The organism is Pseudomonas sp. LLC-1, assembly GCF_002992185.1.
In the GTDB taxonomy this organism is placed as follows: Bacteria; Pseudomonadota; Gammaproteobacteria; order Pseudomonadales; family Pseudomonadaceae; genus Aquipseudomonas; species Aquipseudomonas monteilii.
This window is the reverse complement of the sequence record NZ_LUVY01000023.1, coordinates 18,744-44,593: the sequence shown is the minus strand read 5'-3', so window position 1 is coordinate 44,593 and position 25,850 is coordinate 18,744. Positions and strand designations below refer to the sequence as shown.

The 25,850-nt window shown below is 63.0% G+C and carries 24 protein-coding genes; 8 read left to right on the top strand and 16 right to left on the bottom strand.

What is annotated here, in order from left to right; translation table 11 throughout:
- Positions 1–15: 15 nt before the first annotated feature.
- Positions 16–858 (bottom strand): helix-turn-helix transcriptional regulator, encoded by an 843-nt coding sequence (locus A0O30_RS25305; RefSeq protein ID WP_105948500.1) that lies wholly within the window; start codon positions 856–858, stop codon positions 16–18.
- Between the two features lie 281 nt (positions 859–1,139).
- Here A0O30_RS25305 and A0O30_RS25300 point away from each other — a divergent pair, with 281 nt between their 5' ends.
- The 3 genes from A0O30_RS25300 to A0O30_RS25285 all read left to right on the top strand — a co-directional run bounded on the left by A0O30_RS25300 (position 1,140) and on the right by A0O30_RS25285 (position 5,819).
- The gene (locus A0O30_RS25300) at positions 1,140–2,522 is read left to right on the top strand and encodes an APC family permease (protein ID WP_105948499.1); all 1,383 of its coding nucleotides are present in this window, start codon (positions 1,140–1,142) and stop codon (positions 2,520–2,522) included.
- A 118-nt stretch (positions 2,523–2,640) separates the two neighbouring features.
- Positions 2,641–4,221: an aldehyde dehydrogenase (NADP(+)) gene (locus A0O30_RS25295; RefSeq protein WP_105948498.1), complete on the top strand. Its 1,581-nt coding sequence runs from the start codon at positions 2,641–2,643 to the stop codon at positions 4,219–4,221.
- Positions 4,222–4,445: 224 nt separating this feature from the next.
- Positions 4,446–5,819: an 8-oxoguanine deaminase gene (locus A0O30_RS25285; RefSeq protein WP_105948497.1), complete on the top strand. Its 1,374-nt coding sequence runs from the start codon at positions 4,446–4,448 to the stop codon at positions 5,817–5,819.
- An 18-nt stretch (positions 5,820–5,837) separates the two neighbouring features.
- Here the strand turns inward: A0O30_RS25285 and A0O30_RS25280 are convergent, their stop codons facing one another.
- The gene (locus tag A0O30_RS25280; RefSeq protein WP_105948496.1) at positions 5,838–6,569 is read right to left on the bottom strand and encodes an SDR family oxidoreductase; all 732 of its coding nucleotides are present in this window, start codon (positions 6,567–6,569) and stop codon (positions 5,838–5,840) included.
- A gap of 122 nt (positions 6,570–6,691) precedes the next feature.
- On the opposite strand from A0O30_RS25280, the gene A0O30_RS25275 reads away from it, so the two are divergent.
- Complete coding sequence (locus A0O30_RS25275; protein ID WP_105948495.1) at positions 6,692–7,459, top strand: LysR family transcriptional regulator; 768 nt, start codon at positions 6,692–6,694, stop codon at positions 7,457–7,459.
- Positions 7,460–7,475: 16 nt separating this feature from the next.
- Here A0O30_RS25275 and A0O30_RS25270 read toward each other — a convergent pair whose 3' ends face one another.
- The 7 genes from A0O30_RS25270 to A0O30_RS25240 all read right to left on the bottom strand — a co-directional run bounded on the left by A0O30_RS25270 (position 7,476) and on the right by A0O30_RS25240 (position 13,262).
- Positions 7,476–8,888, bottom strand: coding sequence for a DHA2 family efflux MFS transporter permease subunit (locus A0O30_RS25270; RefSeq protein WP_105948494.1), 1,413 nt, complete (start codon positions 8,886–8,888; stop codon positions 7,476–7,478).
- 94 nt (positions 8,889–8,982) lie between these two features.
- Positions 8,983–9,420 carry a type II 3-dehydroquinate dehydratase gene (gene aroQ / locus A0O30_RS25265; protein WP_105948493.1) on the bottom strand — a complete coding sequence of 146 codons (438 nt, stop codon included), beginning with the start codon at positions 9,418–9,420 and terminating at the stop codon, positions 8,983–8,985.
- Between the two features lie 3 nt (positions 9,421–9,423).
- Positions 9,424–10,242, bottom strand: coding sequence for a shikimate dehydrogenase (aroE, locus tag A0O30_RS25260; protein ID WP_105948492.1), 819 nt, complete (start codon positions 10,240–10,242; stop codon positions 9,424–9,426).
- Positions 10,239–11,471 carry a CaiB/BaiF CoA-transferase family protein gene (locus A0O30_RS25255; RefSeq protein ID WP_105948491.1) on the bottom strand — a complete coding sequence of 411 codons (1,233 nt, stop codon included), beginning with the start codon at positions 11,469–11,471 and terminating at the stop codon, positions 10,239–10,241. Before A0O30_RS25255 ends, aroE begins: the two co-directional genes overlap by 4 nt.
- Entirely contained in the window at positions 11,468–11,923 is a 456-nt protein-coding gene (locus A0O30_RS25250) for a MaoC family dehydratase (RefSeq protein ID WP_060497170.1), read from the bottom strand. The genes A0O30_RS25255 and A0O30_RS25250 overlap by 4 nt, the downstream gene beginning before the upstream one ends.
- Complete coding sequence (locus tag A0O30_RS25245) at positions 11,920–12,318, bottom strand: VOC family protein (RefSeq protein WP_016714609.1); 399 nt, start codon at positions 12,316–12,318, stop codon at positions 11,920–11,922. The genes A0O30_RS25250 and A0O30_RS25245 overlap by 4 nt, the downstream gene beginning before the upstream one ends.
- Positions 12,315–13,262, bottom strand: coding sequence for a ketopantoate reductase family protein (locus A0O30_RS25240; protein WP_105948490.1), 948 nt, complete (start codon positions 13,260–13,262; stop codon positions 12,315–12,317). The genes A0O30_RS25245 and A0O30_RS25240 overlap by 4 nt, the downstream gene beginning before the upstream one ends.
- Before the next feature lie 93 nt (positions 13,263–13,355).
- Here A0O30_RS25240 and A0O30_RS25235 point away from each other — a divergent pair, with 93 nt between their 5' ends.
- Positions 13,356–14,264, top strand: coding sequence for a LysR family transcriptional regulator (locus A0O30_RS25235; RefSeq protein WP_105948489.1), 909 nt, complete (start codon positions 13,356–13,358; stop codon positions 14,262–14,264).
- 13 nt (positions 14,265–14,277) lie between these two features.
- Here the strand turns inward: A0O30_RS25235 and A0O30_RS25230 are convergent, their stop codons facing one another.
- The 3 genes from A0O30_RS25230 to A0O30_RS25220 all read right to left on the bottom strand — a co-directional run bounded on the left by A0O30_RS25230 (position 14,278) and on the right by A0O30_RS25220 (position 17,265).
- Entirely contained in the window at positions 14,278–14,769 is a 492-nt protein-coding gene (locus A0O30_RS25230) for a GNAT family N-acetyltransferase (RefSeq protein ID WP_105948488.1), read from the bottom strand.
- 121 nt (positions 14,770–14,890) lie between these two features.
- A complete protein-coding gene (locus A0O30_RS25225) occupies positions 14,891–16,126 on the bottom strand; it encodes an SRPBCC family protein (protein WP_105948487.1) in 1,236 nt (411 codons plus the stop codon).
- A gap of 173 nt (positions 16,127–16,299) precedes the next feature.
- Positions 16,300–17,265, bottom strand: a complete 966-nt coding sequence (locus tag A0O30_RS25220) for a LysR substrate-binding domain-containing protein (RefSeq protein WP_105948486.1) — start codon at positions 17,263–17,265, stop codon at positions 16,300–16,302.
- Positions 17,266–17,553: 288 nt separating this feature from the next.
- Here A0O30_RS25220 and A0O30_RS25215 point away from each other — a divergent pair, with 288 nt between their 5' ends.
- The 3 genes from A0O30_RS25215 (at position 17,554) to A0O30_RS25205 (ending at position 20,672) form a co-directional block, all read left to right on the top strand.
- Complete coding sequence (locus A0O30_RS25215; RefSeq protein ID WP_256589808.1) at positions 17,554–18,510, top strand: GlxA family transcriptional regulator; 957 nt, start codon at positions 17,554–17,556, stop codon at positions 18,508–18,510.
- A gap of 164 nt (positions 18,511–18,674) precedes the next feature.
- On the top strand, positions 18,675–20,003 hold the full coding sequence (locus A0O30_RS25210; protein WP_105948484.1) for an MFS transporter: 1,329 nt from the start codon (positions 18,675–18,677) through the stop codon (positions 20,001–20,003).
- A gap of 78 nt (positions 20,004–20,081) precedes the next feature.
- Positions 20,082–20,672, top strand: a complete 591-nt coding sequence (locus A0O30_RS25205) for a biliverdin-producing heme oxygenase (RefSeq protein WP_105948483.1) — start codon at positions 20,082–20,084, stop codon at positions 20,670–20,672.
- 9 nt (positions 20,673–20,681) lie between these two features.
- Here A0O30_RS25205 and cydB read toward each other — a convergent pair whose 3' ends face one another.
- Genes cydB through A0O30_RS25185 form a run of 4 tightly spaced genes read right to left on the bottom strand, consistent with a single transcriptional unit; the run spans position 20,682 to position 25,603 of the window.
- Entirely contained in the window at positions 20,682–21,689 is a 1,008-nt protein-coding gene (gene cydB / locus A0O30_RS25200) for a cytochrome d ubiquinol oxidase subunit II (RefSeq protein WP_105948482.1), read from the bottom strand.
- A gap of 14 nt (positions 21,690–21,703) precedes the next feature.
- Positions 21,704–23,125, bottom strand: coding sequence for a cytochrome ubiquinol oxidase subunit I (locus tag A0O30_RS25195; RefSeq protein WP_105948481.1), 1,422 nt, complete (start codon positions 23,123–23,125; stop codon positions 21,704–21,706).
- Between the two features lie 2 nt (positions 23,126–23,127).
- Positions 23,128–23,604, bottom strand: coding sequence for a DUF934 domain-containing protein (locus A0O30_RS25190; RefSeq protein WP_105948480.1), 477 nt, complete (start codon positions 23,602–23,604; stop codon positions 23,128–23,130).
- The gene (locus tag A0O30_RS25185; protein ID WP_105948479.1) at positions 23,594–25,603 is read right to left on the bottom strand and encodes a DUF2849 domain-containing protein; all 2,010 of its coding nucleotides are present in this window, start codon (positions 25,601–25,603) and stop codon (positions 23,594–23,596) included. The genes A0O30_RS25190 and A0O30_RS25185 overlap by 11 nt, the downstream gene beginning before the upstream one ends.
- Positions 25,604–25,850 lie beyond the last annotated feature (247 nt).

Below are 25,850 nucleotides of genomic sequence, written 5' to 3'. Positions count from 1 at the left end.
CAGGGCAGCCGTCGCTCAGCGCAGCTTGCCCATGTAGCTTTCAAGCGGGTCCTTGCCCAGCACGCCCTGGGCATTGGCCAGCGCGTCGATGAACAGGGAAAACAGCTCGGACTGGGTACCGATGTCGAGCTTGGCGTAGACGTTCTTGCGGTGCGATTTGATGGTGTCTTCCGAAACACCCAGGCGCTCGGCCAGAGACTTGGTCGAGTGGCCACGCAGGATCAGCTGGGCGATACGGCATTCACGCTCGGTCAGCAACGAGCTGCCGAAGTTGTTCAGCGCAGCGTGGATGCGTTGTTCGAGGATGTTTTCGAAACGCCCGGCGCGGCTGTCCAGCCCGGCGAAGTGCTTGCCGAGTACCGCCAGCACCCAGGGCGTGACGCGCCCGAACAGCTCGCGGGTCTGTGTATCGAGCTTGTCGGTAAACGCCAGCGACACCGCCAGGCTTTGCCCGGGCGCCACCTGCAGGATGTAGTTGAGCTCATCTTCCAGGTGCGAGTGGCGGTAGAACGACTGGTAGTACTCGCTGACCTCGAAGTGGTCGGGGGCCACCTCGAACAGGCCATAGCAACCGGACGCGACCTGCTCCACGCAAGCACCGTAAAACGGGTCGAGCAGGTAGAAGCCCGACAGGTAGCGGCTGACATTGCCCTCGGGCTGCCAGGGCGCCTTGTCGTCCTGCTCGAACAGCGCGCAAGGCATGCCGTCGTGCGGGTAGAGGTACACCGTGGTCGCCTGGATCGGCCGGATCACGCCAAGCGCAGCAAACAGGTTGGCGGCGAAGCCCGGGCGGCCGATGGCCTCGGTGACCTTGGCCAGGTGCTCGAACCACTGTTCTGAAAGCAATTGATTAGTCACTGTGGGCCTGCCGTTTCTATTCAGTGGCACCGCCGCCAGTGCGGTGCGTTGTTGACCAGATACTCCCACGCCGCCTCAGGTACCGAAATCACCCGTTGGGGTGAGTCGGCCAAGGGTCGCCCCCCTCACCCCAAAGGGTGATTCCGGGCACCCACAGGGTGTGGGAGCATCAAACCGCCCCAGCGCTGCGAGCCTTGCGCTCGACCTCCTTGCACACCACCCACCGGTAGCGAGCCTGCTCGCGTACTGCGGTGCCCTGCATCCCTTTCCAGGAGTTAGCAATGCATACAACAACAAGTACAGCCCATTCGCCTGCTTCGCATGCACCGTCACACCCCGGCGCCAGCACCGGCCGCTTCCGCAAATCCATGGGCATGACCGCCCTGGTGCTGTTCGGCCTGGCCTACATGGTGCCCCTGGCCGTCTTCACCACCTACGGGCTGGTCACCCAGATGACCAAAGGGCACCTGCCCACCGCCTACCTGCTCACCCTCGCCGCCATGCTGCTCACCGCCTACAGCTACGGCCGCATGGTCCAGGCCCACCCCTACTCCGGCTCGGTCTACACCTACACGCGCAAAGCCTTCGGCAGCCACATCGGTTTCATCACCGGCTGGACGCTGCTGCTCGACTACATCTTCCTGCCGCTGCTCAGCTACCTGCTGATCGGCATCTACATGTCGGAATACTTTCCGGCGATCCACGCCTGGGTGTGGGTGGCAGGCTCCATTGCCCTGGTCACCTTCCTCAACCTGATCGGCATCGAGTCGATCACCCGCGTCAACTGGATCCTGGTGGTGGCGCAGCTGGTGTTCATCATCGTCTTCGTCGCCCTGTCCGTGCTCAAGCTCAACGGACAGGCGGAGCCGGTGTCGCTGCTGGCCCCCTTCCATCACGAAGGCTTCAACGTGCCGCTGATCATGACGGGCGCCGCCGTGCTGTGTCTGTCGTTTCTCGGTTTTGACGCGGTGTCGACCATGGCTGAGGAAACCAGCAACCCGACCTACCGCATTCCCGTGGCGATCCTGGCCGTGTCGCTGATCGGCGGCTTGCTGTTCCTGGTGGTGTCGTACTGCGCACAAATGGTGTTCCCCGACTGGGGCAGCTTTGCCGACCCGGACTCGGCCTCGGTGGATGTAATGCGCCGGGTGGGCGGCGAATTGCTGGTTACCGCGTTTACCGCCACCTACGTGGCCGGCTGCTTCGCCTCGGCCATGGTGTCCCAGGCCAGCGTGTCACGCGTGCTGTTCGCCATGGGCCGCGACGGCGCATTGCCGCGCGCGTTCGGCCAGCTGGTGACGAAAAAGCGCGTACCGGCGACTGCCATCCTGGTGGTCAGCCTGCTGTCCCTCATCGCCCTGGTCATCACCCTCGACACCGTGGCCAACATGATCAGCTTTGGCGCCCTGTTCGCCTTTTCGGCGGTAAACCTGGCGGTGGTCAAGCACTACCTGGTCGATCAGAAGCTACGCGGTGGCCGCAACTACCTGCTGTATGGCGCCATTCCCGGCTTGGGCTTCCTTAGCACCCTGTGGCTGTGGAGCAGCCTGACCAGCCTGTCGTTCACCATCGGCCTGTGCTGGATGGGCATGGGGTTGGTGGTGCTGATGGGGCTGACCAAGGCGTTCCGGGTGAAGCTGCCGGAGTTGCAGATGGCCGAGTGACGCTGAGCACCGGGTGATAACCGCTCGTTATCACCCGATCCGCATTAATCATTATTCAGCCTCCCGTTCGCCGCCTACAGTCCCAGCGCAACGACTGCCATTGCCAACGGGAACCGAAATGTCCATCGAACATCGCCTGAACCACATCGCCGGCCAACTCAGCGGCAACGGGGACGTGCTGCTGAACAGCGTCGACGCCCACAGCGGCGAGCCGCTGCCGTACGCCTTCCACCAGGCAACCGGCGACGAAGTCGAGGCTGCCGTGCAGGCTGCCGAGGTTGCCTACCCGGCCTACCGCAGTACCCGCCCGGCACAGCGCGCCGCCTTCCTCGACGCCATCGCCAACGAACTGGACGCCCTGGGCGACGACTTCATCCAGCATGTCACCCGCGAAACCGCACTGCCCGAAGCCCGCATCCGTGGCGAACGCACCCGCACCAGCAACCAGTTGCGCCTGTTTGCCGAGGTGGTACGCCGTGGCGACTTCTACGCTGCACGCATCGACCGTGCCCTGCCCCAGCGTACCCCGCTGCCACGCCCGGACCTGCGCCAGTACCGCATCGGCGTGGGCCCGGTGGCCGTGTTCGGCGCCAGCAACTTCCCACTGGCCTTCTCCACGGCAGGGGGTGACACCGCCTCGGCGCTGGCAGCGGGCTGCCCCGTGGTGTTCAAGGCGCACAGCGGGCACATGCTCACTGCCGCTCATGTCGCCGCAGCCATCGACCGCGCCGTGGCCAGCAGCGGCATGCCGGCAGGGGTGTTCAACATGATCTACGGTGCCGGCGTGGGCGAAGCGCTGGTCAAGCACCCGGCCATTCAGGCAGTGGGGTTCACCGGCTCGCTGCGGGGTGGCCGCGCCCTGTGCGACATGGCTGCCGCGCGCCCGCAGCCAATCCCGGTGTTCGCCGAAATGAGCAGCATCAACCCGGTCATCGTGCTGCCGCAGGCGCTGCTGGCCCGTGGCGAGCAAGTGGCTGCAGAGCTGGCCGCCTCGGTGGTGCTGGGTTGTGGGCAGTTCTGTACCAACCCGGGCCTGGTCATTGGTATTCGGTCGCCGCAGTTCGAGCACTTCGTGCACACGCTGGTGGCGCACATGGCCGACCAGGGTCCACAGACCATGCTCAATGCCGGAACCCTGCGCAGCTACCAGAACGGTGTGCAGCACCTGCTGGCCCACCCAGGCATCCAGCATCTGGCCGGGCAGCCGCAAACCGGTAACCAGGCCCGGCCACAGCTGTTCAAGGCCGACGTAAGCCTGCTGCTGAACGGCGACCCACTGCTACAGGAAGAAGTGTTCGGCCCGACCACCGTCGTAGTGGAGGTGGCCGATGCCCAGCAACTGGCCGAGGCGTTGCGCCACCTGCAAGGCCAGCTGACGGCCACCCTGATTGCCGAGCCTGACGACCTGCACGCCTTTGCCGGGCTGGTACCACTGCTGGAACGCAAGGCCGGGCGCCTGCTGTTGAACGGCTACCCGACTGGCGTTGAAGTAAGCGACGCCATGGTGCATGGCGGGCCTTACCCGGCCACGTCTGATGCCCGAGGCACCTCGGTCGGCACCTTGGCCATCGACCGTTTCCTGCGCCCGGTGTGCTTCCAGAACTACCCGGAGGCACTGCTGCCGGATGCGCTGAAAAGCGCCAACCCGCTGGGGATTGCGCGGTTGGTGGATGGGGTCGCCAGCCGTGGCGCGGCGTGATCTGCTGTTGAGGTAACCTGCACCGGCCTCTTCGCGGGCTCGCCCGCTCCCACAGGTACTGCACAGAACTCCAGAGCTGTGCCGTACCTGTGGGAGCGGGCGAGCCCGCGAAGAGGCCGGCACAGGACTACCAGCCCTGTATACAATCCGCAAAAACCTTGCTTACAATGCCCTGCGCCTATGACATCGGCAATCGCCGATGCGTATTGCGACAGGCTTTAGCCATGTCATCTACCAATGCTGCAAAAACGCTACTCGTCAAAAACGCTGCACTCCTGGTCACCATGGACGGCGAACGCCGCGAAATCAAACACGGCGGCCTGTTCATCGAAGACAACCTGATCAAGCAGGTCGGCCCCAGCGATACCCTGCCACAACAGGCCGATGTCATCCTGGACATGGCCGGCAAAGTAGTCATCCCGGGCCTGGTCAACACCCACCACCACATGTACCAGAGCCTCACCCGCGTGGTGCCTGCTGCCCAGGACGGTGAGCTGTTCAACTGGCTGACCAACCTGTACCCGATCTGGGCACGCCTGACGCCCGAAATGATCGCGGTGTCGACCCAGACCGCGATGGCCGAACTGATCCTGTCCGGCTGCACCACCTCCAGCGACCACCTGTACATCTACCCCAACGGCTGCAAGCTCGACGACAGCATCCATGCCGCCGCCGAAATCGGCATGCGCTTCCACGCCGCGCGCGGCAGCATGAGCGTGGGCCAGAGCCAGGGCGGCCTGCCGCCTGACGCGGTGGTGGAAAAGGAGGCCGACATCCTCAAGGAGTCCCAGCGCCTGATCGAGGACTACCACGATGCCAGCCATGGCGCGATGCGCCGTATCGTGGTGGCGCCCTGCTCGCCCTTCTCGGTCAGCCGCGACCTGATGCGCGAAGCCGCCGTGCTGGCGCGCCAATACGGGGTGTCGCTACACACCCACCTGGCCGAAAACGTCAACGATATCGCCTACAGCCGCGAGAAATTCGGCATGACCCCCGCCGAATACGCCGAAGACCTCGGCTGGGTCGGTCACGATGTCTGGCACGCACACTGTGTGCAGCTCGACCAGCACGGCATCGAGCTGTTCGCCCGCACCGGTACCGGGGTCGCCCACTGCCCTTGCTCGAACATGCGCCTGGCCTCGGGCATCGCCCCGGTGCGCAAGATGCGCGACCACGGCGTGCCGGTGGGCCTGGGGGTCGATGGTTCGGCGTCCAACGATGGCGCCAGCATGATCGGTGAAGTACGCCAAGCCCTGCTGCTGCAACGGGTAGGCTTCGGCCCCGACGCGATGACCGCACGCGAAGCACTGGAAATCGCCACCCTGGGCGGTGCCAAGGTGCTCAACCGCAATGACATCGGCGCCCTGGCGCCCGGCATGGTCGCCGACTTCGTCGCCTTCGACCTGGGCCACGTGGCCTATGCCGGCGGCCATCACGACCCGCTGGCGGCACTGGTGTTCTGCACCCCGACCCAGGTGCACACCAGCGTGATCAACGGCCGTGTGGTGGTCAAGGACGGCCAGTTGACCACCGTCGACCTGCCCCGCGTGCTGGAGCGCCACAACCAGCTGGCGCACCAACTGGTCAACGGTGCGTGATGCACCACGCGCTACCCGTCACGCCTGCTGGCGGGTAGCGCACACCACGATTTCCCGAATGCACACCGATTGCGGCTGGCCGTAGGCAAAGCCGATGGTCTCGGCAATGGTCTCGGCCGTGAGCACCCCGCCCATTTCCTGCTTCCAGTCGTTGTAGCCGGCCTTGATGGCATCATCGGTCGTGTGGCTGAGCAGCTCGGTATCGACCGCGCCTGGCTCGATGGTGATCACCCGCACGTTGCTGGGCGCCAGTTCTTCACGCAGGTTTTCCGAAAGGCCAGTGACGGCGAACTTGGTACCGACGTAGGCGACATGGTTGGGGAATGCCTTGCGCCCGGCCACGGAGCTGACGTTGATGATGGTGCCGTGCTTGCGTTCGACCATACCGCTGGCCACGGCATGGATGCCGTTGAGCAGCCCACGCACGTTGACGTCGAGCATGCGGTCCCACTGCTCCGGGTCCTGGGTGGTGATGTTGCCCAACAGCATCACCCCCGCATTGTTGATGATCGCGTCTACCGGGCCAAAGCGCGCTTCGGCTTCGGCGACGGCGGCCAGCACTGCAGTGCGGTCGGTGATATCAACCGACAGTGCCAGCGTGTTTGGCAGCTGCAGTTGCTGCATCGGCGCCAGGCGACGCGAAAGCAGCAACAAGGCGTGGCCACGGCTGGACAGTAGCCTGGCGGTGGCCAGGCCGATGCCGGAGCTGGCACCGGTAATGACTACCAAGGGTTTATGGGTGTTGGTCATGGTCACCATCCTGTTATCCGATTTGCCTATGGGTAAGAAGTAGAGCGAGTATAGAAGCCAGTTTTTCTTGCGAAAAATGGGAAATTCCTTTCGCAGCCATCGGCATCACTTATGGGTACCCTATGGATTATCGCCAGCTTCGTGCCTTCATCGCCGTGTTCGAAGAGCGCAACATCACCGCCGCCGCGCGCTCGATTCACCTTAGCCAACCGGCGCTTTCCGGCAGCATCAAGGCACTGGAAGAAGCGCTGGGCACCACGCTGTTCGTTCGCCAGGCCCGTGGCGTGGCGGTAACCGAGGATGCCCGGGCGCTGTACCCCGAGGCGCAGCGCATGGTCGCCGATGCCAACCGCCTGCTTGGACGCTTCAAAGGGGATCGTGAACGCGCGCCGTTGCAGATCGGTGTCGAGCAGGATGTGAGCGCGGCGGTGCTGGGCAAGGTGGTGCTGGCAGCGGCAGCCCTCCAGCCTCCGGTGCGCCTGCAACTGGTGACCGGCTGCATGGGCGCAGTGCGGCTCGCCAGCGAGGAACTGCGTTGTGAGGATGAACTGTTTCTGCCACTGCACAGCGACCGGTTCGTCCTGGCGACCGCACCGCAGGCCCCCGCCAAGGCCCAGTGGATCACCTGCCCTGCACAGCCCAGCCATCAGCGCCTGCAACCGTTTTACAGCGGCACGCCTGTGGCAGAAGCCGATAGCTTTGCCCTGGCCCTGGAGCTGGTCGCCGCAGGTCTGGGTACCGCGATCGTGCCGGAGTCGCTGGCGGCCGAGCACCGTGGCGTACACAGCGAGCCTATGCCACAACTGGACCTGCGCCGACGCATCGGCCTGTGCTACTCGGCCCAGGCGCTGGCGCTCGAGGGTGTCATCCAGCTGCGTGATGCCTTGTAGCCGTACCCTTCAACGATCAGGTGCGCAGCACGTGCTCCCCGGCATTGCTCGGCAAGCGGATGGCATCCACCAACGCGACGCAGGCGATCAATGCAACGCCGATCAACGCCCAGTGAAAGTCGCTGACTGACATCTCATTCTCGCCGCCCCGCACCATCATCGCTACGCGTAGCAGCAGCGCCACCACCGCCACACCCAAGGCCATCGCCAGCTGGAAGCACATGCTGAACAACGTCGAAGCCTCGCCCATCTGCTGCTTGGGCACTTCGGCAAAGCCGACAGCGTTGTAGGTGGTGAATTGCATCGACCGCGAAAGCCCACCCACGAACAGCACCACCGCCATCCAGTACCACGGCATGCCTGGCTGCAAGCCCAGGCACGCCAGAATGCATCCAACGCCAATCACGCCATTGACCAGCAACACCCGGCGAAAGCCATAACGGCGCAGCAAGCGGGTGGTGAACGGCTTCATCGCCAGGTTGCCCGCGAAGATCGCCAGCACCAGCAGCCCGGCATCCACGGGCGACAGGCCAAAACCGATTTGCAACAGCAGAGGGATCAAAAACGGCAAGGCGCTGATCGACAGGCGGAACAAGGTACCGCCCACGATGCTGACCCTGAACGTGGGGATAGCCAGGGTTTCCAGTGGCAACAACGGTGCAGGATGGCGCTTGCAGTGACGGACCGCCAACCCGGTCAGCCCCCCACCCAGCAACACCAGCGCCAGCCCGGCCCCCAGGCTGCCCCCCGCCAGTGAACCAAGCATTTCCAGGCCGACCAGCCACGCCGCACAAGCCGACGCCAGAAACACGAAGCCCAGCATGTCAAAACGGCGTGTTTCATCTGAACGGGCATTCGGAACCAGTAACCAGGCCGCCACGATAGCCAGCAACCCGAGGGGGATGTTCAGGTAGAAGATCCAGGGCCACGACCAATGGGTGACGATCAGGCCACCGAGCGGTGGCCCCAGTACTGGCGCCACCAACCCGGGCCAGGTGATCACCGCAAGCATTTTCACCAGGTCTTTCTTTTCGGTGGTACGCAGCACCACCAACCGGCCTACCGGCACCATCAAGGCACCGCCAATACCCTGTAATATCCGCGCGGCGATGAAGGTTTCCAGGTTGGGGGCCATGCCACACAGCAACGACGCCACGGTAAACAGGCCGATGGCCCCGGCGAACACCTGTCGCGGGCCGAAGCGGTCGGCCACCCAGCCGCTCAGCGGAATGAACACCGCCACCGCCAGCAGGTAGGCACTGATGCCGATGTTCAGGCTGACCGCATTTTCGCCGAAATCACTGGCCATCTGCGGCAGCGCCGTGGCAATGACGGTGGCGTCGAGGTTTTCCATGAAGAAGGTGATGGCGACCAGCAAGGCGATGCAGGTGGCTTGGCGGGAGGTATAGGGAGCTGCCGGATTGGCCAAGATACAGGTCCTTCTGGTTGGCAATGAATCATGGGGCCTTGGGCACCCCTATGGGAACGGGCATGCCCGCTCCCGCACAAGTAGGTGCCAAGGCTTAGCGCATGCGCATGGCTGCACGTAACGCCAGCAGGTAAGTCTCGACACCAAACCCGCAGATCTGCCCACGCACCACCTCGGCAAACACCGAATGGTGCCGAAACGGCTCCCTAGCATGGATGTTCGACATATGCACTTCAACCACCGGCACCTCAAGAATGGCCAGTGCATCACGAATACCGTAGCTGTAATGCGTCCACGCCCCGGCATTGATCAGCACTGCATCCACCCGGTCGTCAAAGGCCCGGTGGATACGCTCGCACAGGGCACCTTCGAAGTTGCTCTGGAAGCTTTCGACCCTTGCCCCCAGCTCCGCGCCCAGCGCCTCCAAGGCCTGGTCGATGTCGGCCAGGGTTGCCGTGCCATACTGGCGCGGGTCGCGCTTGCCAAACATGTTGTGGTTGATACCGTGTAGCATCAGGACATTGGCGACCATGGCTTACTCCAGCGCAATCGTCAGGCGGTCGATCACGGCACGGGTTTCAGGCCGTACGCCTCGCCACCAGGCAAACGCCTCTGCGGCCTGCTCGACCAGCATGCCCACGCCATCCGCCAGGCGTGCCACACCGGCCTCGCGCGCCAGGCGCAGAAACGGCGTGAGGCCTTTGCCGTAGGCCAGTTCATACGCCAGTCGCGCTTCGCCCAACACCCCGCCAGGCAGCGGCGGCAGTTCACCGACAAGGCTGGCGGAAGTGGCGTTGACCACAATGTCGAAGGTTTGCCCTTCCAGCGCTTCGTAACGGCTGATACGCAGCCTTGGGTGGTCCAGTTCGTTACGCAGTGCCAAGGCCTTGGTCATGTCGCGGTTTGCAATCACCAGCTCGCTGGGCTCCGCGTGCAAGAACGGCAACAGCGCGCCGCGCACTGCACCACCGGCGCCAAGCATCAGCACGCGGCGGTTGCGCAGCGGCTCACCGAGGTTGGCTTCGATATCGCGCAGCAAGCCGATGCCGTCGAAGTTTTCAGCTGTGATATGGCCATCCTCGAACTTCAGCGCATTGGCGGCCCGGGCCAACTGCGCGCGCTCGCTGCGCCGGTCGGCCAGCTCGAAGGCACGCAGTTTGAACGGCGCGGTGATGTTCATGCCCAGCCCACCGTCAGTGCGAAACTGCAACACCTGGGCCTCAAAACCGTCCAGCGAGCCTTCAATAGCCCCGTATTCCAGGTGCTGGCCGCTGGCCTGAGCGAACAGGCCATGAATCAGCGGTGACTTGGTGTGGTTGATCGGTCGGCCGATCACTGCGTAGCGGTCGCTCATCGTGTATCTCCGTGGGTAAACAGCACACCGTCTGCCTGCATGGCGGTGATTTCTTCAGGGCTGAAGCCAAGCGCTGCGGCCACTTCGGCGTTGTGCTGGCCGAGGTCCGGGGCTACCTGATGGATCGTGGTGTCACAGCCGGAAAACCGGAACGGCAGATTGGGCAGGCGCAGGGTGCCGTAGCGAGGGTGCAGCTGTTCGATGACCATGTTGCGCGCCTGGATTTGCGGGTCGGCCAACACCTCATCGATACGCTGTACCTTGGCACTGGGAATGTCGACGGTGTCGAGCAAGGCAAGGATCTCCGCCACCGAGCGCGCACCCGCCCAGTCACGCACCACCGCCAGAATCGCCTCGCGGTGGGCATTGCGGCCATTCAGGTCGTGGTAGCGGTTATCGCTGCCAAAACCTGCCGGGCCGCCGTTGGCTTCGAGCATGGCGGCGAAGCGCCGCCAGGCATCATCGACCTGGGCTGCAATCACCAAATCGCCATCAGCGGCGCGGAACACGCCGTACAAGGTAGACGTGGGCATGTCGTGGCCGGTCTGCTCGGGCAGCACGGTGCCATCGGACAGCGAGTAGCACTGCACGGCGTACTCGTGCATCGACACCAAGGTGTCGTACAGCGCCATGTCAATGTGCTGGCCGCGCCCACTGCTCACCCGCCCCAACAGTGCCGCGTTGATCGCTGCTACGGCGTGAATACCGGTGTACATGTCGCCCAGCGAAATGCGCAGCAATGGCGGCGCCTCACCCGGCACGCCGACCATCTGCATGATCCCGCTCTTGGCCTCGGCGATCAGCCCGAAACCGGCGCGGTGGGCATCCGGCCCGGTGTGGCCATAGGCGGAGATCGAGCAGTACACCAGGCGCGGGTTACGCACCGACAGCTCGGCATAGCCCAGCCCCAGCTTGTCCAGCGCGCCGGGGCGGTAGTTTTCAATGAATACGTCGGCCGAGTCGGCCAGGCGCTGCATGAAGGCTTTTCCGCGTGGGTCCTTCATGTTCACGCTGACGCCCTGCTTGCCCATGTTCATTTGCAGGAAATAGCCGCTCTGCTGATCGTCCAGGGTAAATGCGTGCTGGCGGCCAGCATCGCCGCTGCCCGGCCGCTCGACCTTGATCACTTCAGCGCCCAGCGCCGCCAGGCAGCGCCCCACATAGGGCCCGGCAAGGAAGTGGCTGTAATCGATGACGCGGATACCCGCCAATGGCAATGCCTGGCTCATGCCTGCCCCCTCCGTGGCACCATCAGCCGGTGCTCGCCGCGCTGCACGACCTGGCCATGCTGGTTGACCAGCTCTGACGGCAGCACCACGATGCCCCAGCCTGGCCGGCTGTTGCTCGGTCGCATCGCCCCCACCCGCATGCGTACGTGCAACACATCGTTGACCTTGATCGGCAACACGAAGTCCCAGGTCCAGCCCAGCGACATGCCCGGCAAGAAGCGGTACTCGCACTGGGTCTTCAGGCCATCGGCGATCGACAGCCCGAACAGGCCGTGCGCAACCAGGCAGCCGAAGTGGCTGGCGTTGGCGTAGGCCTCGTCGACGTGCACCGGGGTGTGATCACCCGTGAGATCGGCGTAGGCCAGGATGCGCTCACGGGTTACGGTATAGGTGGGGCTGATGCACTCATCGCCTTCGCGGGCATCATCCCAGTATCGTTCCACCACGCTCATGCCTGCACCTGCGCACGCGGGTCGATGGCCAGTGCCTGGGCAACACACTTCGCCGGCAACGCCTGAATGAACTCCACCGCCAGACCATCCGGCAAGCGCAGCCAGTTACGGCCCTGGGGCATTTCGCTGACGCCATAGCGTTGGGCGGCTGCCAGTACGCTCTCCAGGTCTTCGCACATGATGCCCAGGTGTGCCATGCGCCCCTCAGGGCCGGCAAAGTCGGGCTGGTGAATGAACTGCAGGCCACCCAGCGTCCAGTACTGCGCCGGTTGCTCGACGCTGCCCTGCACCTCACGCATGGTCATGCCACACACTTCGCTGAAAAAACGGATATGCCACTGGATGTCCTGCACCCAGAACGCCACGTGTTCAAGGTAGGCTTTTGGCTGGCTCATGGGTTGTCCCTTTTCTGATGATCGGCCATCGCGCGTTCGATGCCCTTGATACAGGCCACCAACGTGGCGTTGACCGGTGTGGCGACGCCGTGGCGCTGGCCCCAGCGCACGACAGAGCCGTTGATGAAGTCGATTTCGGTGAACGAGCCTTTTTCCAGGCTTTGCAGCATCGAGGTGCGGAAGCTTGATGGCAGGCCCTCGGCGGCCAAGGCCCACGCTGCGTCGGGGCTGGTCAGGCTCAGGCTTATACCGGCACGCTCGGCCACTGCAATCGCCTCGGCCACCGCCGCTTTGGCAGTGCTGGCCAGCAGCGGCTCGCTGTACAACTGGCCGTAGCTGAGCATGGTGATACCGCTGAGTGCGCCCGTGGCGACATTGACCAGCAGCTTGTCCCACATGGTACCGAGGATGTTGTCACTGACCGTGGTGGCCAGCCCGGCAGCGTTGAAGGCCTCGGCGATGGCCTGTACACGCGCTGAAAGCTGCCCGTCGAGTTCACCGATGTAAGTGTGTTTGCCCGCCACACCAGCGCGAATCGAACCGGGGGCAAGCAGCACGCCGCCCACATAGGTCTTACCCGCCAGCACCCGTTCCCGTCCGGCCACCTCGGCCAGAATGTCCTCGTGCCCCAAGCCGTTCTGCAGCGACAGCACCAGCGTCTGCGGCCCCAGCAGCGCGGTGGCCCCGGCCATCGCTTCGGCGGTGTGGAATGACTTCACCAGCACCATGACCAAGTCGGCCACACCCACGTCGTTGGCGTCAGTGGTGGCGTTGACGCGCACTTGGCGCTCACCGCGCTCATCCTGCACCTGCAACCCTCGCAGGTTCATCGCTTCGACATGCTCGCGACCACGGTTGAGCAGCCAGGTTTCATGCCCGGCCTCGCTCAGCGCCGCACCAATGGCGCAGCCCAAGGCGCCGGCACCCAAAATGCAGACTTTCAAATCGCAGACCTCCTGTGGTTTGCGATTACCTTATGCAGCGGGCCTTATTCGCGCGATACAATGACCGCAATATGCCAATTGAGATTTACAATAATGTCTGCTGCCGACGCCCTGCCCGAGCCCAAGCTGCTGCAATTGTTCGATGTGCTCTACCACTGCCGTAGCGTTACCCGTGCCGCCGAACAGCTGGGCCAGAGCCAGCCGACCATCAGCATCTGGCTGGCCCGCCTGCGCCAGCAACTGAACGACCCTCTGTTCGTGCGCACCCCCGGCGGCATGGCCCCTACCCCGCGCGCCGACCAGTTGATCGGGCCTTGCCGCGAAGTCCTTGAGTCGCTGCGCAGGCTCACCGCCTGGGAGCCGCAGTTCATCCCCGACACGGCACAACGGCGCTTTCGCCTGTGTGTCAGCGATGCCAGCCATATCACCCTGCTGCCAAGCATCCTCAACCACCTGCGCACGCATGCGCCGGGCATCCGCCTGGAGGCTGTGCGCATCGATGGCAATAGTGAAAGCGCGCTGGAGTCGGGTGAGGCCGACCTCGCCATCGGCTTTGTGCCTTGGCTGGGTGGCGGGATGTACCAGCAGGTCCTGTTTGAACAGGACTGGGTATGCCTGAGCAACCGCCAACACCCGCGGCTGGAAGGCGGCATGAACCTGGCCCGCTACCACGCTGAGGGCCATGTGCAGATCAGCGCGGGGACGGGTCAGAAGTTGCTGGAAGCGGGGCTGGCCCGCGCCAGCATCGAACGTCGCATCGTGCTGGAGCTACCCGCGTTTCTCGGGCTGGGGATGATCGTCGGCACTACGGACCTGGTCGCAACCCTGCCTCGGCACATCGGCCAGACACTAGCCGATATGCACGACCTGCAAGTGCACGACTGCCCGTTTGCGGTTGAGGGTTTCACGGTGAAGCAACACTGGCACGCCCGCTACCACCAGGACAGTGGCAACCGCTGGCTGAGGGAGGTGATCCACAACCTGTTCGGCCGCCCGGCCTGAAGCACGCCCTCGCTTACAGGCCCATGATCATCTCGTGCCAGGCCATGCCGCCGTGATCCGACGGTGAAGGCTTCACATACCGGTAGCCCAGCTTCTGGTACAGGGCCACATGCTGCTCTTTGCACATCAGGTGAATGGTCTGCTTGCCCGACGCTTTCATGCGGGCGATGAATTCATCCATCAGCCGTTTGGCGTAGCCTTTGCCCTGATGTGCCGGGTCCACCACTACTGACATGATCACCACGTTCGGTGCTCCCGGGTCGTGGCCGACCAGTTCCTTGAAGTCTTCATCAGACATGACGACTTCGTGGGCGCAGCCGCTGTTGATGAAACCGACGATCTCACCCGCGTTTTCCAGGATGAGAAAGCCTTGTGGATACTGTGCGATGCGGGTGCGGATCTTCTCCAGGGTGGCCGCCTCATCCCCTTCATAGGCGCCGATTTCAATGGCGTAGCAGCGTTCGGCGTCTGCGGCGGTGGGGGTGCGGAACTGGGGAGTACTCATGGCTGATTCCTTGGAAACGTGAAAGCGTCTGCCATGGTAAATCATGAGCATGCACTGGCGTTATCGGGCCGGGGGCAGAATGGGTTGACGGGGCCGTTTTACGGCCCCATCGGTTTAACGATCAAACCACCGATTTCAACGGCACACGCCCACTCATCCGCTCCAGCATGGTCGCGCAGTACCAGTCATCGAACTGGCATACCCCGTTTTCGGCATTCTCCGAGAACGGCCCTGGTTCATAGGCCGGCGACGACACCCCCGCATGCGTGCCTTCCACCAGACGGCGGTCCTGGTCGTTGGTTGCCAGCCACACCTTGGTCAAGCGCTCAAGGTCGTAGTCCACTCCTTCCACTGCCGACTCCGGCACCAGCCACTTGGTGGTTACCAGCGTCTCCCCGGGGCCAATCGGCAGCACGCGGAAGCTCAACGCATGGTCGCCCAAGAAGTGGTTCCAGGTAGACGGGTAATTGAAATACAGCAGCGCACCGATATCCGCCTCGCCACTGCTGTCCAGGCGCCCGTTCACGGCAGGCTTGCCGTCCATGGTGTAGCTGACGGCGCCGGCCGAGAGCGGGATGCGAGTCATGCGGAAGCGCCCCAGCGGGTCCATGACCAGACGGCTGGGCATTCCGGCTGACTCGCAGCGGGTCCAGTGGGCCACCAGCTCAGGGTCATCATCACCGCCCACACCAGCCACCGACAGGTTCTCGACGAACGAGTTGAGCAGCTCCGGGTGAGTGCCGTCGCAGTGGTAGCACTCACGGTTGTTTTCGAACACCAGCTTCCAGTTGCCCTTCTCGATCAGGTTGGACTCGAAGGCAACCTTGCAGTTTTCCAGGCCGTGCGGGGCGATGAACGGGCTGACCGCAGCGCGGAAGCTGCCAAAGTCCGGGGCCTGTTGCGCCACACACACGTAGATGTAGGTGTGAACGACTTCGACATGCACGGGCTTGAGGTTGTAGTGCGTCTTGTCGAAGTCCGCGCCCATGTTGCCGGCGTAGATCAGGTTGCCGTCCAGCTCGAATGTCCACTTGTGGTACGGGCACACCAGCTTGGCCACTTTACCGCTGGCGTGCTCGCACACTTTGGCCCCCCGGTGGCGGCAGGCATTGTGGAACGCGCGCACTTCGCCGTCCTTGCCGCGTACGACCGCTACCGGGTAGTCGCCAATCTGCAGGGTGAAATACTGGCCGGCCTTGGGGATCTCGAACGTATGACCGGCGAACACCCAGTCCTTGTGCCAGATCTGCTCCAGGTCCTGACGATAGACTTCAGGATCCAGATACAACTCACGGGGCAACACATGTCGCGGCTTACGCTGTTTGATCAGACCCATGACGGTTTCATTGCTATTCATTATTATCCTCCAGCCAACCGCTGCGCACGACAACGACCGGCAATGACCGAACCTTGTAGTTGTTAATTCACACCCTGCAACTTTTCGGAGAGCAAACCCACACTTCCGCTCATTTCAAGCAACCATTACAACCCTTAACCCACCACCAAAATTCATGCATCAAAGATGCAACTTCAAACTTCCCACCGGGCAAACTTTGAAAGTATCCAGTCCCGCACCCGCACGCAGGCATCGTCATCGGTTTTTTCCCGGCACGCCAGGTAGTGCTGGCTGTTACGCAACGTCACGTGTTCCCGCACCGGCCTGGCCAGCCGGCCCTGCTCGACCAGCCCGGCTACCAGCTGGTTCCAGCCCAGTGCGACACCCTGGTTGGCCAGCACCATGTTGATGATCAGGTTGTAGTCATTGGCGTGGAACAGCGGCGGGCTATCGATGCCACGCGCGTCGATATCCACGTTGTGGTACGCCAGCCACACACTCCAGTCCACATGCTCGGCCACACCCGCCCGGCCGTAGGGGCTCAAGTCCAGCAGCGCGCTGTCGCGCAGGCCCTCCAGCGTGCCGATATCGGGGTGCCGCCGCAGGTATTCTGGGGAGCACACCGGGTAAATCACGTCGTGGCACAGTGGGTAGAGCGTGTAGGCCTCCCCCGGGTTGGCGAGCTTGGAGATGATCACATCCGGCTCCACACCCGGCTCACGCGTCAGGAAATTCTGCGTGGTGATCAGGTTGAGTTCGATGTCCGGGTTGTTGGCACGAAACGCATTGATGTGCTGCGACAACCAGAATGCGGAAAACGCCGGGGAGCAACAGATGGTCAGTACGTGTTTTTCCTGCGGGGTACGGCGAATGCGCTCCGCCGCCTGGGCAATGTTCACGAACGACAACTGCGACGCCTCGAAAAACACCGAACCGGCGGGCGTCAGCTCAACCGTGCGGCCCACACGCTCGAACAACCGCGCACTCAGGTAGGTTTCCAGCTCGCGAACCTGCCGGCTGATCGCTGCCTGCGACACGCACAAGGCTTCTGCGGCGCGGGTAAAACTCTGGTACTTGGCAGCGGCGACAAATGCTTTAACGGCACGCAACGAGGGCATGCGAAGTAACAAGGTATCCGGGTCAACGTGCCGCTGCGACATCCTGGTGTGTTCTCCTCGTTCCGTGTACAAGATAATTGAATCGTACACAGCCGCCGAAAAAACACATCCGCACTTAAATTACTTTACGTATAACTTTGAGTTATGCGTAACTTCGCACACCCTCGCCAATAACGCGACGTTATCGGAAAGCCCGTATTAAAAGCGTTGGACGCAATAACGCCCACACACTTACATTATTTACCGATCTGTCTGCCAGCGCCTGGGTGACCCATGACAATAACGACAAGAGCATTCAGCCACACATTCAAAGAGCGCAACCTGGGTTTCATGGCACAACCGGTTGCACGGTCGGCACCCTCGCGGGTCGGGTTTCTGCTGCTGGACAACTTCTCCCTGCCCAGTTTCACCCAGGCCCTGGATGTACTGGTAACCGCCAACCTGATCGCACCCGGGTCGATCCGCGTGCACACCTTCAGCCACAACCACAACGAAGTGATGAGCGACCTGGCCATCCCCATCCGGCCAGACACGCCGCTGACCGATGTACGCCTGTGCGACCTCGACATCATGGTGGTCTGCGGAGGGCTGCGTGCCGCACGCACGGTCCCCGGCTGGCTGACCGCGCTGCTGAAACGGCTTGCCAGGTTCCCCGTGGTGCTCGGCGGCCTGTGGAACGGCGCCTGGTATCTGGGCAGTGCCGGCTTGCTGGATGGCTACCGCTGTGCCATCCACCCCGAGCAGCGCATTGCCTTGGCCGAACGCGTGCCGCACGCCGTGGTCACCCACGATGCCCTGGTGCTCGATCGGGACCGGCTGACTGCCGCCTCGCCAGCGGGCGCCTTCGACATGATGCTGCAGTGGCTGAACATCGGCTGCAGTCAATCGCTGGCCGATGCAGTACTCGACACGCTGGACCATGACCAAAGCAGGTTCCGCAGTGTTCAAAGGCCGCTGCAACCCAAGGTCAGCCGGCCCCTGCGCGAAATCATCAAGCTGATGGAGGCAAACCTGGAAGAGCCACTGTCGCCCGGGCAACTGTGCCAGGCGGTCGGTTTGTCCGTACGCCAGGTGCAGCGGCTGTTCAAGGACCAGCTGGACACCACCCCGCAAAAATACTACTTCCAGCTGCGCATCACCGAAGCGCGGCGCCTGATCCAGAACTCCAGTGCATCGATCTTCGATGTGTCCATTGCCTGCGGCTTTGTGTCATGCACCCATTTCAGCAGGTCCTACAGTGCGTTCTTCGGCCACCCACCTTCCAAAGAAGTGCGTCATGAAATCTGAAAGACAAGGAGCGCAAGCGGAAGGTTTCTGAACACGCCGTCACCGGCACACACAATAAAAATAATCGCATAGCCATCGATCACTGAATTTTCGAGATGGCTTCACGGCGCCGTTTTGGTCGCCGCGCTGCCCCTTCACTCGAAAACCCATATCGGGAGACAAGCATGACAAGTCCTACTATTTCAGTCGAAGATGTACCGCTAAACAGGTTCCACAAACTGCTCACATTGCGCTCCGGTGGCGGCTCGTTCGTCGATGGCTATGTGCTGAGCATCATCGGCGTCGCCCTGGCGCACATCACCACTGCGTTGTCATTGAACAGTTTCTGGGAGGGCCTGATCGCCGCCTCGGCCCTGATCGGCATTTTCTTCGGCGGGTTCCTTGGCGGCTGGCTGACCGACCGCCTCGGCCGCAAGCGCTTGTTCTTCGTTGGCCCCACGCTGTTCATCGTCGCATCGCTCGGGCAGTTCTGGGCCGATTCGGCGTTGGCCATCTTCCTGCTGCGGCTGGTCATCGGCATTGCGGTAGGCATCGAGTACCCGGTCGCGACTTCGCTGCTGGTCGAGTTCATGCCCAGGAAGTACCGCGGCCCTCGCCTGGCCATGCTGACCATTCTGTGGTTTGCCGGTGCCGCAGCGGCCTACATCGTTGGCGAATTGCTGCTGCGCAGCGGGGCCGAGGACGCCTGGCGGCTGGTGTTGGCCAGCTCTGCCAGCATCGGCCTGGCCCTGTTCGTGGTCCGTATCGGCACACCCGAATCGCCCCGCTGGCTGCTCAGCAAAGGCCGTAACGCAGAAGCGGAACAGGTGATCAAAACGGTGTACGGCCATGACTTTTCCCTGCGCAACCTGCCCGAGGAAAACGCCAGCTACAAGGTGAACATCTGGAGCCTGCTGTATGCCGGGTACGGCAAGCGCATGCTGTTCGTCATCGTGTTCTGGACCTGCTGCATCATCCCGCTGTTCTCGGTGTACGCGTTTGCGCCCAAGGTGCTGGCGGCGCTTGATGTGAAAGGCGACAGCGCCTCGATCGGCTCGGTACTGATCACGCTGTTCTTCGTGGTCGGTTGCATCGCCGCCACTCGGCTGATCAACGTCGTCGGCCGGCGCAACCTGCTGCTCTACAGCTTCCTGGTGTCGGGGTTGGCCCTGCTGTGCCTGGGTACGTTCCACAGCAGCGCGGGCATCTGGATCCTGGTGTTCTTCGCGCTGTATGCATTGTTTATCGGCGGTGCGCAGGTGCTTACGCTGGTGTACCCGAACGAAATCTTCCCCACCGAAATCCGTGCGTTCGCCGTCGGCATGGGCACCTCCATTTCGCGTATCGGCGCGGCGGTGGGCACCTACCTGGTGCCCATGTCCCTCGACGTGCTGGGCATCGCCCAGACCATGTACGTGGCAGCGGCCATCACCTTCTTCGGCCTGTTGATGTCCTGGGCCCTGGCCCCGGAAACCCGCGCACTGAACCTGCAACAGGCCGCCGCCCTCGGCTAGGCCAGCCGCGTGGTGCTTGATGCTGGCCAAGGATGGCAAGCATGATGGGCGTATACCCCTCACACCATGGATACGCCTATGACCGCTGCACCCTCCCCCCTCGTGGAGCCCGGCCGCTGCAAACGCTTGAAAGCGGCCAGCAGCCGGGACCATGACAGCGTCGATCAACTGGTGATGGCGGCACGCCCTTTCGAAAACCGCGAGCGCTATGGCCGCTTCCTGCAGGTACAGCACCTCTTTCACGGCAGCCTGTTGACGTTGTACAACGATGCACAGCTCAACCAGCACCTGCCGGGGCTGGTTGGGCTGTCGCGCTTCGCTGCGGTCGAAACCGACCTGCGTGATCTCGGCCTGCCTCTGCCAACGCGCCCTCAACCAGTCTGCGTCGGCCCGGCCGAGGCCTTGGGCTGGCTTTATTGCAGCGAAGGCTCGAATCTGGGTGCGGCGTTTCTGTTCAAGCAAACCCAGCGCCTCGGGCTCGATGGCGACCAAGGCGCCCGCCACCTGGCGCCACACCCGGATGGCCGTGCGCTGCATTGGCGCGAGTTCGTTGCCCGGCTCGACGGCCTGGTGCTGGACGACCAGGACGAGGCCGCAGTGGTCGCTGGCGCGATTGCCGCGTTCGACAGTTACCGGGCGCACTTGCGTGTGATATTTGCGGGTTTATGAGCTTGTAGCTCAGTGATACCCCTCGCCGTCCTTCACCTTGCCGCGGAACACGTAGTACGACCAGGCCGAATACCCCAGGATGAACGGAATGATCAGCAACGCCCCAACCAGGGCGAAGCCCAGGCTCTGCGGTGGCGCCGCCGCTTCCCAGATGGTCAGACTGGGCGGCAGCACGTACGGCCAGATACTGATGACCAAACCGCTATAACCGAGGAACACCAACACCAGCGACCAGACGAAAGGCCCGGCATGGGGCGTACCGCGCAACGACCTGAGGATCGCCCAGGTGGCCACCAGCACCAGTACCGGTACCGGCAGGAAGAACCAGAAGTTCGGCAGGCTGAACCAGCGGTCGAAGATCGCCGGGTGCGTCAGTGGCGTCCAGATGCTCACAATCAGCATCGCCGCCACCGTCGCCAGGGTGATCGGTGAGCAGGCACGGATGATACTGGCCTGCAGCCGGCCCTCGGTCTTCAACACCAGCCAGGTGGCGCCCAATAGCGCATACGCCACCACCACGCCGATCCCGCAGAACACGTTGAACGGTGTCAGCCAGCTCATCAGCCCGTTGGTGGCCACACCATCGACAATCGAATGCCCGTCGATGAACGCGCCCAGCATCACGCCTTGGAAAAACGCCGCCGCATACGACCCGCCAATGAACGCCCGGTCCCAGAACGGCTTGTGCGCATCATCGGCCTTGAAACGGAACTCGAATGACACGCCACGCCAGATCAGCCCGGCCAGCAGGCCGAGCGCGGGGATGTACAGTGCGCTGAGCAAAATGGCGTACACCTTGGGGAATGCCGCCATCAACCCTGCCCCGCCCAGCACCAGCCAGGTTTCGTTGCCATCCCACACCGGCGCCACGGTGTTGACCATGGTATCGCGGTGGTCGCGGTCGGTGATGAACGGGAACAGGATGCCGATACCCAGGTCGAAGCCATCCATGATGACGTACATCATCACGCCAAAGCCGATGATCAAGAACCAGATCAGCGGAAGATCAATACCCATGACAGCGTCTCCGGTCAGTCTGTGTAATTAGGCGAATGCGGATACAACGGGTCGTCCACCGCCGACAACGGGCGGGCCGGCCGCTGGTTGGCGGTGACCGGGTGTTCGTGGTCGTCGTGCGCCTGCGGCCCCTTGCCCACCATGCGCAGCATGTAGATGATGCCGGTGCCGAACACCGCGATGTACATCACCACCAGCACCACCAGGCCCACCGACAACGTCAGCGCCGAGTGATCGGAAACTGCGTCCTTGGTGCGCATCAAGCCGTACACCACCCAAGGCTGGCGGCCGATCTCGGTCACGTACCAGCCGGCCAGCAGCGCCACCAGCCCCGAAGGCCCCATCCACAGGGCAAACCGTGCCAGCCCCCGCGACTCGTACAATCGCCCCCGCCAGCGTTGCCAGGTGCCAAACAGGCCGAGCACGACCATCAGCAACCCCAGGCCAACCATGACCCGGAAGCACCAGAACAGGATGGTCGCGTTGGGCCGGTCTTCTTTCGGGAAGTCTTTCAACGCCGGGATCTGCCCGTGCAGGCTGTGGGTCAGGATCAGGCTCGCCAGGTTGGGGATCTCGACCTTGTAGCGGGTGGTTTCGGCCTCCATGTCGGGGATACCGAACAGGATCAGCGGCACACCCTGCCCTGGCGTATTGCTCCAATGGCCCTCTACGGCGGCAATTTTCGCCGGTTGGTACTTGAGCGTGTTCAAGCCATGCATGTCACCAATCAGCACCTGCAGCGGCGCGGTGAACAGCAGCATCCAAAACGCCATCGAAAACATCTTCTGCACTGCCGGGGTGCGATTGCCACACAACAGGTGCCACGCCGCCGAGGCGCCGACGAACAACGCGGTCGACAGCATGGCGGCGGTCACCATGTGCGCCAGGCGGTACGGGAACGACGGGTTGAAGATGATGGCGAACCAGTCCACGGGCACTACCACGCCATTGATCACTTCGTGGCCTTGCGGCGTCTGCATCCAGCTGTTGGACGCCAGAATCCAGGTGGCGGAAATCATCGTCCCCACGGCCACCATCAGGGTGGCGAAGAAGTGCAGACCACGGCCGACCTTGTGCCAGCCGAACAGCATCACCCCGAGAAAGCCCGCTTCAAGGAAGAAGGCCGTCAGCACCTCATAGGTCAGCAACGGGCCGGTGATGCTGCCGGCGAACTGCGAGTAGAAGCTCCAGTTGGTGCCGAACTGGTAGGCCATGACCAGCCCCGAGACCACGCCCATGGCGAAGTTGACGGCGAAGATCTTCGACCAGAAGTGGTAAAGGTCGAGGTAGGCGTTTTCCTTTTTCCACAACCACAGGCCTTCCAGCACAGCCAGAAACGCCGCCAGACCAATGGTGATGGCCGGAAAAATGATGTGAAAGGTAATGGTGAAACCAAACTGTATACGGGCCAGCTCCAGGGCTGTAAGGCTGAACATGGCTATGCCTCGCTCCGTTGTGAAAGACGTTGCAGCAGCGTGCGTGGCCGGGCCTGCCGATGGGTGGCCGCGGCCTCCTGCCAGCGCTGGGCCGGTACGCTGGGCGAAACCAGGGCGCTGGTGAAGCCGCACTGCAGTAACATGGCGAACTGGTCAGGCAGCAATGGCCCGGCGGCGCGCAGGTCGCCGGTGAACCCATGGCGCTCGCGCAGCAGCCTGGCCAAGGTGAAGCCACGGCCATCGCGTGACCTGGCGAACTCGATCACGATCAACGTCAGGTGGCCAAGCAACGCCAGCACCTGTGCCGGGTCGTGGTCGGCGGTCAGCCACAGGCCCTCGGCCGGCTGACCGAAACGCATGTGGTAGTCGTCCCACTGCTGCGGTTGCAGCACGGTGTGCGGGGCGTAGGTCGGCAGCGCTTCGCTGCCCAGGTAGCGCCAGCTGTCGGGCTGCGCCTGGCCTTCACGATCAACGAGCATCACGCAGCACCTCCTTGAATGGCTCGATACCGACGCGGCGGTAGGTGTCGAGGAAGCGTTCACCGCCCTCGCGCAATTGCAGGTAAATGCCAACGATGGCCTCGACGATGTCGGGCACCTCCTCAAAGGGCACCGAACGGCCAAGGATGGTCCCCACCGCAGCGTCCTCTTCGGCACTGCCGCCCAGCGTGATCTGGTAATTTTCGTGGCCAGCCTTGTCCAGGCCGAGGATGCCGATATGCGCCACATGGTGGTGCGCACAGGCATTGATGCAGCCGGACACATTGAGCTTGAGCTCGCCGATTTCCTGTTGCCGGGCTGCGTCGAAACGTTGGGCGATGCGCTGGGCGACCGGCACCGAGCGGGCGGTGGCCAGGCTGCAGTAGTCCATCCCCGGGCAGGCGATGGAGTCAGACAGCAAGCCGATGTTGCTGGTCGCCAGCCGCGCCTGGCGCAGGGCCTGCCAGACGCTGTACAAGTCAGCCTGACGGATGTGCGGCAACACCAGGTTCTGCTCGTGGGAAACGCGGATTTCGTTCAGCGAGTAAGCCTCGGACAGGTCAGCCAGGGTGAGCATTTCCTCGGCGCTGATGTCTCCGGGGATGCCGCCCGGTGGCTTCAACGAGATCACCGCGCTGATATAGCCACGCTGCTTGTGCGGGTGGGTGTTGGTGCGTACCCAGCTGGCGAACGCGTTGTCGTCTGCCCGTGCGCGCAGAAAGCTGTCACACAACCTGGGCAATGCCTCGAAGGCGGGTTGCACGAAGCGGGCATGAATGCCCTGGACGATAGCGGGCTCCAGGTATTGATGGTCAGCCGGCAGGCTGGCGAACTCCTGCTCGATCATCTCGATGAAACGGCCAGGCTTGAGCTCGCGCACCAGGATCTTGATGCGTGCCTTGTACAGGTTGTCGCGCCGCCCCAGGGCGTTGTACACCCGCAAGATGGCTTCGACGTAGAGCAACAGTTCACGCTCCGGCAACCACTCGCGCACCCGGGTGCCGACGATCGGGGTACGCCCCAGACCACCACCGGCATACACCTGGAAGCCCACCTCGCCCTGTTCGTTGCGCTGCGCCAGTATGCCGATATCATGAAAGCGCACCGCCGCACGGTCTTTGGGGCTGCCGGTGATGGCGATCTTGAACTTGCGTGGCAGGTAAGTGAATTCCGGGTGGTCGGTAGACCACTGACGGAGGATTTCGGCATGCACCCTCGGGTCGAGCACTTCATCTTCGGCGGCACCGGCAAAGTGGTCGGTGGTCACGTTGCGGATGCAGTTGCCGCTGGTCTGGATGCAATGCAGGTCGGCATCGGCCAGTACCGACAGAATTTCCGGCGTATCGGCCAGGTGCGGCCAGTTGAACTGGATGTTCTGCCGGGTGGTGAGGTGGCCGTAGCCTTTGTCATAGGTGCGTGCCACGTAGGCCAGCTGACGCAGTTGCACCGCGCTCAAGGTGCCATACGGAATGGCCACGCGCAGCATGTAGCCGTGCAACTGCAGGTACAGCCCGTTCATCAGCCGGTAGACCTTGAACGCCTCTTCATCCAGCTCGCCACTCAGGCGGCGGGCAACCTGCTGCTCGAACTGGCGGGCGCGGTCCTTGAGGAACTCACGCTCGAACGGGTCGTAACGGTATACCCCAGCCTGCCCCGCCGCAACCGGCAGCAGCGGCCGTAACCCCTTGCTGACTTGTACTGGCACCCCGGGAGCCTGCTTGCCAAGGTCGCTGCGTACCGACGGGCCGCGCGCACGCAACCGCTCACGCAGGCTTTTGGGCTCAGGCTGGCCATCGACCAGCCAGGCTTCACAAGGCGTCGGCGCAACCACCTGGTTGGCCCGCACGGCAGCTTCGGCCGCAGAGGTTGCCGCTTCCAGGGCCTGCGCATCGAAGGTGCCGGCCTGTTGCAATGTCTCTACCCACTCATGCCCGGCATCAAGCCAGACCACAACCCCATCGCCCAGGCGGTTGGCGCAGATCAGATGACAGTCATCCATCGAACATCTCCATGACTAGCAGCCCGGAAGCGCTTATCGTTGCAGCCCTGCAGCGCCGTTCCGGTGCACATCAAAATAACCATACGCTTTCCATTTTGTATGGATTTATTAACAACCGTATGTCATGATATTCCTATGCGTATGGACTGACAACCGGGGGGGATATACTCATGCCTCTTGCCGACACGCCAAGAGAAAACGCTCAAATAGGCTGGACAAGGCCATTCAAACCAAAGAGCGGCCCAAG